Below are 8,205 nucleotides of genomic sequence, written 5' to 3' on the forward strand. Positions count from 1 at the left end.
ACGAACGCAAGGCCACCCATTTCCTCGCCTTCGCCAGCATCGCCTGCACCCTCATCTGCTACCGCCGAGTCGCCAAATGAGATGGCTTCTTAGGCTCGTAAGTGGGCGCGGGGCTGGAGCCTTGTCGTGTCTCAAGCCCGTATCCCGGCCTCGCTGGCAGACCTCGCGGAGCCTCTGGCCGACCTCACGCCTACCACCGCAATCCGCGCACCGGCGACCTCAGCGCCATCTGCGCAAGCCTGTCCGCAAACGGCCAGTACCGGCCCATCGCCGTCAACAAGGGCACCCTGACCGGCCGGGCGAACGAAGTCCTGGCGGGCAACCACACCCTGAGGGCTGCCCGGCATCTGACCTGGGAGCAGATAGCCGTCACCTGGCTAGACGTGGACGACGACGCGGCGGCGAAGATCGTCATCGTCGACAACCGCACCAACGACCTTGCCGAATACGACACCGCTCTCCTGGCGGAAGTCCTCTCCGAGCTGCCCGACCTGGAGGGCACCGGCTACGACCAGGAGCAGGTGGACGACCTCCTCGACACCACCGCCCTGCCCGCCCCGATCGAGCTGCCGTCCGACGGCGCCGGCACCGGGGCCGCCGCCACCGTCGACTACCTCCAGTGGGGATACATGCAGTGGCCCTCCACCCGGGGTGCGCATCACCCAGGCCGAGGTCGAACTCCTCGACGCCCTCTACCAGCGGTTCGTGGCCGACCAGGACAGGGACCTCGGGTTCGGATGGCACGTCCTCAACAAGGAGCACCACGCGTCCGAATGGGCCGTCGCATGACCCGCAGCCTCGGCGTCCGCTTCGATCCCGCCTACCCGCTGGCGAAGCTGCGCCCTGCGGACTTCAACCCGCGCCGTCTCTCCCCCGAGTCCTTCGTCCGCCTCCAGGGGTCGCTGGGCCGCCACGGTGTCGTGAAGCCGGTCATCCTCAACGCGGACTGAACTCTCGTCGCCGGCCACCAGAGGACCAAGGGTCTGAAGGCGATCGGGCAGGAGACGACTCCGGCGATGAATCCTGCCGCAGAAGGTCCGCCTCCAGGACGAGATCAAGTTCAACCTCCTGCACAACCGGGTCGAGACCGAGTCCTCTCTCGTCTATGCCGAGCCGGGGCCGATCGGCCAGTGGTGCTGGATTCCGTGGCAGTCCATCGAGGTCGCCGAGTCGAAGAACGTGCCCTTCCAGCAGGCGATCGCGTTCATGACCGCCGCACACGGGGCATGGGGGTCCGTCGTCATCGATGACCAGGGGCGTGTGGTCCTGAACGCCGAGTACGCGGCCGTCGCCAAGACGCAGAGGTTCGACGTCCTCGCCTGGACCTGTGCGTCCTCGGATGCCGGTGAGCTGGTGCAGGACCTCACCGGTGAGTACGGCGTGTACGACTGGTCTGGCCTGGAGGAGCAGGCCCCGGTATGGAACCAGCACATCGTGCAGCCCAATCGGCTGCGTGAGCACTCCTCGAAGGCGAAGGCCGACAGGTCCGCTACAAGTCCGAGGTGTGGGAACGGCTCGTCCGCCCTCGGATCACCGCCTCTACCAGGATCGTGGACTTCGGGGCCGGTCACGGGGTCTACGCCCGGCACCTGCGCGGCGAGGGCTACAAGGTTCAGGACTACGAGCCGTACCGACACCTACCGCATCATGTGACTGGCAGGTGTCCGCGAAGTCGACCTCACACAGCACTGCCTGAAGACGTTCGCCGAGTGCGACCGCCACGACGTCAGCCACCGCCGACGCGCCCAGACGCTCTTGCTGCCGGCACACAACCCGCCCGCCGCCTGGTACCTGTGCGCACTGCCCACCCCCTGGGACTGGGTCCGCAACGCGCACCTCGCGTTCGAGTACGCACCCGGCGAAACCTGGGAGGGAGACGCCACCGTCGCCGGTCTGACGGTCAAGCTGACCCATGCCCGCCCCGTCACCGGGTGGGGCGAGCACAGCATCCCGCTGGACGCGCCCCTGCGGTCCGGGCGCCGCTACCGCACCTGCCGGAACTGGCAGTTCGGATGGTGGCTCAAGACCCACCGGCACATACCCGACGCCGCGGGGGGTCGTCCCGTACGACGAAGTTCTGGCCGCGGGCCGCGGCACGCGATTTGCCGGTGCCATGGTTCCGCTTCGGTTTGGCTGTGTCCGCCGCCATGGTCGGCCATACTGGCGCGCGGTGACGCAACAGGGGAGTGTGTGACGCATGGGGTGGGGAGCGGGTGGCGTGGACCTGCCGGGGCGCATTGGCGGCTACGTCGTGGAGCGCGAGCTGGGCTCGGGCGGCATGGGGCGGGTGTACTTGGCCCGCTCGCGCGGCGGCCGCACGGTGGCCGTCAAGGTGGCCCGGGCCGAGCTGGCCGACGACCCCCACTTCCGGGCACGGTTCCGGGCTGAGGTGGAGGCGGCCCGCAAGGTGGGTGGGTTCCACACTGCGCAGGTCGTGGATGCCGACCCGGAGGCCGCCGCCCCCTGGCTGGCGACCGCCTACATACCGGGGCCGACGCTGTCGGATCTGCTTGATGAACGCGGGCCGATGGCAGAGCTTCAACTGCGTTTGCTCGGAGCGGCGTTGGCGGAGGCCCTTCAGGCGGTGCACGCCTGCGGCCTGGTGCACCGCGACCTCAAACCGGGCAACATCATCATGGCCGAAGACGGACCCCGGGTCCTCGACTTCGGTATCGCCCGCGCTTTGGAGTCGACCCGGCTGACCTCCACCGGGGCGGCCTTCGGCACCCCCGGCTTCCTTGCACCCGAGCAGGCCCAGGGGCTCGACGTCGGGAGCGCGGCGGATGTGTTCGCGCTCGGAGCGGTGCTGGTCGCGGCGGCGGGCGGAAGCGCGTTCGGGGCGGGGACGCCGATGGGGCTGATGTATCGGTCGGTGCACGAGGAGGCCGACCTAGAGGCGGTACCGGAGGGACTACGGTCGGTGGTCGCAGCCTGCCTGGCCAAGGACCCGGCGCAACGGCCGACGCCCGAGGTGCTGTTGGACGCGCTCGCGCCGGATGTCGGGGTGGCGGGGGACTACTCCCCAACTCGTAGCGCGGCGGCGGTAGCGCACGTACACGAGGTGCCGGAGGAGCGGAGTGGAACAGACTTGACAGCCGGGTCGGACGGTCCGGTCCTCGGCGGCATCGCGAGTGCCCGGACCATCGACGCCGTCCCGCGCGCCGAACCCCCGGGCCAGGTTGCCTCGCCGCGACGGGCGCGCGCCGGGACCGTATTCGCCGGTGTCGCGGGCGCCTTGCTCCTGGTCGGCATCCCGGTCTACGCCATATACGCGCTCAAAGACCCGGGCGGACCGTTCCCTGCGGCGAAGTACGAACTCAACCCTTCGTCCACGCTGGAGGGGGGTGCGTACGAGCTGGAAGGGAGACTCTTCGCAGGAAACATTGTTGACACTGCGGACCGGAAGGACGCCCGGGACTTCATCGGCACCTACACCGTGACCAACGCCAAGGCGGCCGAATCCGTTGCCTTCAAGGAGCTGTACGTCACAGGCATGCACGGCCGGCTCAAGAACCCCAAGAAGCACCGGGACGACGGCATCAAAGGCCGCCTCGGGACCGACAAGGCGAACTGCATCACACCACCCAGGGAGATCCGGGTCCCCGGATCGAACGTCGTCTTCAGCTGCGCAACAGGGACCTACGGCGACGGCGGTGACAAGACCGCGTGCGCGTGGGCCGACGAAAACACCACGGGCAGTGTCGAGTTCAAGCCATCAGGCCCGCTCGAACAAGCAGCGGCGGAGACCAGCAGAATCCACGACGAGCTCCGCAAGCCGATCGCCCCCTGATACCGCACCCTCGTGCCACCCCTGGCCCCCGCCCAACGAGATCGCACACTGCATGCGGCAAGGCATCGTTGGGAGTGGGAAGTGGGAGGTGCACGCCAACCAGCACGACCCGCTAAGACGGTGTCCTACGTGGTGAGTCTGGGTTGGACGGTTCAACATCGTTCAGGAGACGTGGAGTTGGATTATTCCGGACGGGTTGTGGGAGATTGCGAAGCTTCTCATCCCGCCGTCGAAGATGCGGCCGCAGGGTGGCGGAACGCCGGACACGCCTGATGAGACGCTGTTCGCGGCCATCATTTATGTGTTGGTCAGCGGCTGCTCCTGGCGGGCGATGCCGCCATGTTTCGGGGTGTCGAAGTCGACGGTGCACCGCCGCTTCACGATTTGGTCGAGAGCTGGCGTCTGGGGCCGCCTCCACGAAGCAGTGGTGCATCGCCTCGACGACGCCAGGCTCATTGATGTCGTGTTGGACCCCGCACACGTGCGGGCAAAAGAAGGAGGCCGAACGTCCCCCACCTGCGGAGTTGGTTATGGGGCAAGCACATCGGCGTCCGCGTCGCGCGCCAAGGTATCGAGTCCAGCGAACGCCTCGGCCGACGTAGGTGGGTGATCGAACGGATGACGTCGTGGTTGACCGGCCACCGTCGGCTCTGCCCTTGCTACGAACCCCGCCCCTCCAACTACCTGGCCTTTCTCGGCCTCGCCGCAGCCCTGTGCTGCTACAAACGCCTCGTCCGACTCACCACATAGGACACCGTCATACAACTGAGCCTCCAGGCTCACCAATCCTCTTGCGAACACTGTCGACGGCCCGGTAATCTCTCCGGGCCGTCAGACATCACACGACGGCCCCACGAGCAAGAGCCCAACTCGGGCCACCGGAGGCGCACATGAGGGAGCGGCGTAGACCCCGCCCCTGACTCGCAGCAAGCGGGCCAGGGGGTGCGGTCGATGACCCGGCTGCTGTCGCCAGATGCGACGGCACCATCTGAGGGAGACGTACGCCTTCAGACGGTTAGCCAGGTCGTTTCGCCGACCCCTTAGGAGCCCGACATGTTCGACCGCCTCCTCGACGTCCTCACCCAGGGCCGCACTCTGCGCGCCCTCGTCGACTTCCTGACGATCACCGTCCGCCTGATCCCGGCCCTGTGCGCGGTGATCGCCTTCATCCCTGCGTTCGTCGTGTTCCCGTTCGTCGCCGCCGGACCGCGGCGCCACATCCTCGACCTCGTGGATCGCCTCACCCACTGGACGCTGGGCAAGCACATCTAGCCCGGCGCTGTCCGCCCCGCGCCTCCTCGGGCGCGGGGCGAAGCCCTCCGCGCCTGTCTTCGCTACAGGATCATGGAAGGGCGGCGTGGGGTCCGGGAGTTGTTCATGGGCCGCCCCAACCGGGCGATCAGGGCTGCGATCACCCAGCGCCCCGCGGATGCGATCGACCTCAAGCTCGCCGGTGTCGACTGGCTGACCATCGCCCGCAAGCTCGCCGCCGACCCGTCGGTGAACACCGACGGTGTCGCGTACCCGCAGGGGTACGGCATCGACAAGTACAAGCGCGGCCAGGAACCCCCCACGGACAAACGCCTCATCGAGCTGGCGTGCAAGGACGTCTCCAAGGCCCTCCTGGAGCGCACCACCGTCCTCGACGGGAACAGCGACGAACTCCGCCAGCTCATGGTGGAGCGACTGGAGCGACTGTTCTTCACGGTCTACCGGGCCGCGATGCGCTCCGGCGACTACCAGGCCGTTGACCGTGCGGTGCGGATCATCGAGCGCAGCAGCCGCCTCCTCGGTCTCGACCGGCCTGTCCGTACGGAACTGTCCGGGCCTGACGGTGGTGCGGTGCAGGTCGAGACGGCGGGCCTGGCTGAGCTGGAGCGCCTGATTGCTCTCGCCGGATCCTCCGAGGGCGAGGGGGCCGAAGGCTGATGAGGCTGCGGTCCTCACCCTGTACCGGTCGCTTCCCGCGCACCAACGCCGCGAGATAGCCGCAGCCTCCATCCCACAGCTCCGCGCCCAGCTCGTACGCATTGAACGCGAGTCGGCGATGGACCGTTCCCCCGGTGCGATGGCGTCGGTCCTCACCGACGGCCGGGAGATGCAGGCCCCGCACCTGGCGAAGATCGACGCCGCGTTCGAGCGTGTCGCCGCCGGAAAGCCAACGAAGCTCCTGCTGACGTTGCCCCCGCGGCACGGCAAGAGCCGAAGGGCCGCACGGTGGGCGCCGCTCTGGTACCGGCGGAGGCGTCCAGAACACCGGGTGATGATCGCCTCGTACTCCTCCGACCTGGCCGACGACCACGGCCGGTGGATTCGCGACGCGATCCTCAACTACAGCCCCCAGCTCGGCATCAGCCTCCGTCCCGGCTCGTCCGCCGCGAACCGCTTCGACCTCGCCGGGACGGAGGGCGGGGCCGTCATGGCCGGTGTCGGTGGCGGCCTCACCGGCAAGGGCGCCCACCTCGCGGTGGTGGACGACCCGATCAAGGACGCCGCCGAGGCGTCCTCGCCGACCATGCGCAAGCGGCTGTGGGAGTGGTGGCAGGCCGTCCTCCTCACCCGTATCGAGCCGGGCGGCTCCGTCATCCTCATCCAGACCCGGTGGGACGAGGACGACCTCGCCGGCCGCGTCCTGGCGGACGAGGGCGACCGGTGGACGGTCATCGACCTGCCCGCGCTCGCCCTCGCCGAGGGCGACGCTCTTGGCCGTGACATCAGCACTCCGCTGTGGCCCGAGCGGTACGACCACGACGCCCTCGCGGAGATTCGCCGCTCGGTGGGCGAACGCGTCTGGTGGTCGCTGTACATGCAGCAGCCGCGCCCGCAGGACGGCGGCGTGTGGGAGTGGTCGTGGATCACGAACAACCGCATCAGTGCAGCCCAGTTCAGGGGGATCGACCTGGCACGCATCGTCGTCACCGTCGACCCGCCCTGGAGTTCCGGGGCGATGCACCGGGGCCGTGGGAACTGGAGCAGCTGAGCGCCCTCGCCGAGACGTAAACGGGACGGTACGTGGTGCTGTTCGCCACCGTCCTCGACCCGGCGCAGCCCGTCGCCGCCCAGCACGACTACAACCCGCGGTACCGCACGCTCGTGGACCGGCATTGCCATACGGTCCTGAACGGTGCGGGTGTACCGCACGTACGGGTTGCTGGGACCGCCGAAGCGAAGGAACTGGCAATCCGTGCCGCGGTCGACACTGTGCTGGGGGTGGTCGTGTGAATCTCTCTTCGCCCGGCGGCACTATCACCATCGCCGGAAAGACGGTGTCCCGGCTGGGCCTGGGCACCATGCGCCTGACCGGGCCCGGAACCTGGGGAACGCCCTCCGACCATGACGCGGCCGTCAGCCTGCTGCGCCGCGCCGTCTTCACCCAGGGAATCACTCACCTCGACACCGCGGACGCCTATGGCCCGCACACCGTCGAGGAGCTGATCCACGAAGCTCTCCACCCTTACCCGGAACACCTCCTCATCGCCACGAAGGTGGGCTTCTTGCGTCCCGCACCGGATGTGTGGGTGCCGCACGGGCGGGCCGAGTACCTGCGTGCTTCGGTCGAGGGAAGCCTTCGCCGGCTGGGGGTCGATCGCCTCGACCTCTGCTACCTACACCGGATCGACCCCGAAGTAGGGCTGATGGACCAGCTGTACACGATGGCCGCGCTCCAGCAGGAGGGCAAGGTGAAGCACATAGGCCTGTCGAAGGTCTCCGTGGAGGAGCTGCGTCTTGCGTCCACGGTGGTCGATGTGGCGGCCGTGCAGAACGTGCTGCACATGAATGACCGGTACGACCCGGTCGTCGAGGTGTGCCGGGACCGGCACATCCCCTTCGTGCCCTACCGGCCCTTGGACGCGGGGACGCTCGCTAAGAGCTCGCTGCTGGATGCGGCTCTGCACTGGTTGCTGGCGTTGGGCCCGCATGTCGCGCCGATCCCTGGAACGAGTTCAACGGCGCACCTTGACGAGCTCGTCCTTGGGGTGAGCGGCTTCGCCGTCACGGCCGCAGCCGGTACAGACCGCGGCTCCTGCCCGGGACCGCGTGGAAATCACTACCCTGTCCCCGCACTCCTCGACCGAACCGACATGGTTACGAATATCTTGTATGAGCCTAGTTCTCGTGGAGGGACAGACTGACGTGGGCAGTTGCAGTTCGGGCTGTGGCTGAGACGGGTCTCCTCCTACTGTCTGAGGACGGGGCCGAGGAGGTGGCGATGAGTTCACTGCTCGACGAACTACACCGGCGCGAGGCGTCAGCACGAGCCGAGGCGAAGAGGAATGTGGCCCTGCGGGCGTTGGTATCGGTCATTTCTTCCCGTTCCTTCTAAAAGTTGTTGCACAAGCCCTCTGTGCGGGCATCTCCCTTGTATGCGCGGGGTGTTGCTGGCCGAGGCATTGTGGGTGGAGACCTTCACCGGG

At 68.0% G+C, this 8,205-nt stretch carries 10 protein-coding genes and 2 pseudogenes; 11 read left to right on the forward strand and 1 reads right to left on the reverse strand.

Going from position 1 to position 8,205, the window contains the following annotated elements; genetic code table 11:
* Positions 1-101: 101 nt before the first annotated feature.
* Positions 102-365: pseudogene (locus AB0D18_RS41075) on the forward strand (ParB N-terminal domain-containing protein); the annotation flags it as partial.
* A 12-nt stretch (positions 366-377) separates the two neighbouring features.
* Here AB0D18_RS41075 and AB0D18_RS41080 read toward each other — a convergent pair.
* On the reverse strand, positions 378-659 hold the full coding sequence (locus AB0D18_RS41080) for a hypothetical protein (protein WP_362430828.1): 282 nt from the start codon (positions 657-659) through the stop codon (positions 378-380).
* On the opposite strand from AB0D18_RS41080, the gene AB0D18_RS41085 reads away from it, so the two are divergent.
* The 10 genes and pseudogenes from AB0D18_RS41085 to AB0D18_RS41130 all read left to right on the forward strand — a co-directional run bounded on the left by AB0D18_RS41085 (position 652) and on the right by AB0D18_RS41130 (position 7,923).
* A complete protein-coding gene (locus AB0D18_RS41085) occupies positions 652-789 on the forward strand; it encodes a hypothetical protein (protein ID WP_362430829.1) in 138 nt (45 codons plus the stop codon). The two genes, AB0D18_RS41080 and AB0D18_RS41085, sit on opposite strands and share 8 nt — an antisense overlap.
* Positions 786-950 carry a hypothetical protein gene (locus AB0D18_RS41090; RefSeq protein WP_362430830.1) on the forward strand — a complete coding sequence of 55 codons (165 nt, stop codon included), beginning with the start codon at positions 786-788 and terminating at the stop codon, positions 948-950. The genes AB0D18_RS41085 and AB0D18_RS41090 overlap by 4 nt, the downstream gene beginning before the upstream one ends.
* Positions 951-1,206: 256 nt before the next feature.
* The gene (locus AB0D18_RS41095) at positions 1,207-1,653 is read left to right on the forward strand and encodes a hypothetical protein (protein WP_362430821.1); all 447 of its coding nucleotides are present in this window, start codon (positions 1,207-1,209) and stop codon (positions 1,651-1,653) included.
* A gap of 544 nt (positions 1,654-2,197) precedes the next feature.
* Entirely contained in the window at positions 2,198-3,790 is a 1,593-nt protein-coding gene (locus tag AB0D18_RS41100) for a serine/threonine-protein kinase (RefSeq protein WP_362430822.1), read from the forward strand.
* 157 nt (positions 3,791-3,947) lie between these two features.
* Positions 3,948-4,540, forward strand: a pseudogene (locus tag AB0D18_RS41105) (transposase).
* A 303-nt stretch (positions 4,541-4,843) separates the two neighbouring features.
* Positions 4,844-5,062, forward strand: a complete 219-nt coding sequence (locus AB0D18_RS41110) for a hypothetical protein (protein WP_362430823.1) — start codon at positions 4,844-4,846, stop codon at positions 5,060-5,062.
* A gap of 105 nt (positions 5,063-5,167) precedes the next feature.
* Positions 5,168-5,719, forward strand: a complete 552-nt coding sequence (locus AB0D18_RS41115; protein WP_362430824.1) for a hypothetical protein — start codon at positions 5,168-5,170, stop codon at positions 5,717-5,719.
* A 118-nt stretch (positions 5,720-5,837) separates the two neighbouring features.
* Entirely contained in the window at positions 5,838-6,770 is a 933-nt protein-coding gene (locus tag AB0D18_RS41120) for a terminase family protein (protein WP_362430825.1), read from the forward strand.
* Between the two features lie 32 nt (positions 6,771-6,802).
* Positions 6,803-7,012 (forward strand): hypothetical protein, encoded by a 210-nt coding sequence (locus tag AB0D18_RS41125; RefSeq protein WP_362430826.1) that lies wholly within the window; start codon positions 6,803-6,805, stop codon positions 7,010-7,012.
* Positions 7,009-7,923, forward strand: coding sequence for an aldo/keto reductase (locus AB0D18_RS41130; RefSeq protein WP_362430827.1), 915 nt, complete (start codon positions 7,009-7,011; stop codon positions 7,921-7,923). Before AB0D18_RS41125 ends, AB0D18_RS41130 begins: the two co-directional genes overlap by 4 nt.
* Positions 7,924-8,205 lie beyond the last annotated feature (282 nt).

This window comes from Streptomyces sp. NPDC048442, assembly GCF_040651475.1.
Taxonomy (GTDB): Bacteria; Actinomycetota; Actinomycetes; order Streptomycetales; family Streptomycetaceae; genus Streptomyces.

What these genes read in the sequence shown, in the direction of transcription:
- AB0D18_RS41115 (WP_362430824.1), top strand. Translation starts at nt 5,168, where the DNA reads ATGGGCCGCCCCAACCGGGCGATCAGGGCTGCGATCACCCAGCGCCCC.
- AB0D18_RS41095 (WP_362430821.1), top strand. Translation starts at nt 1,207, where the DNA reads ATGACCGCCGCACACGGGGCATGGGGGTCCGTCGTCATCGATGACCAG.
- AB0D18_RS41100 (WP_362430822.1), top strand. Translation starts at nt 2,198, where the DNA reads ATGGGGTGGGGAGCGGGTGGCGTGGACCTGCCGGGGCGCATTGGCGGC.
- AB0D18_RS41090 (WP_362430830.1), top strand. Translation starts at nt 786, where the DNA reads ATGACCCGCAGCCTCGGCGTCCGCTTCGATCCCGCCTACCCGCTGGCG.
- AB0D18_RS41120 (WP_362430825.1), top strand. Translation starts at nt 5,838, where the DNA reads ATGGACCGTTCCCCCGGTGCGATGGCGTCGGTCCTCACCGACGGCCGG.
- AB0D18_RS41080 (WP_362430828.1), bottom strand. Translation starts at nt 659, where the DNA reads ATGCGCACCCCGGGTGGAGGGCCACTGCATGTATCCCCACTGGAGGTA.
- AB0D18_RS41110 (WP_362430823.1), top strand. Translation starts at nt 4,844, where the DNA reads ATGTTCGACCGCCTCCTCGACGTCCTCACCCAGGGCCGCACTCTGCGC.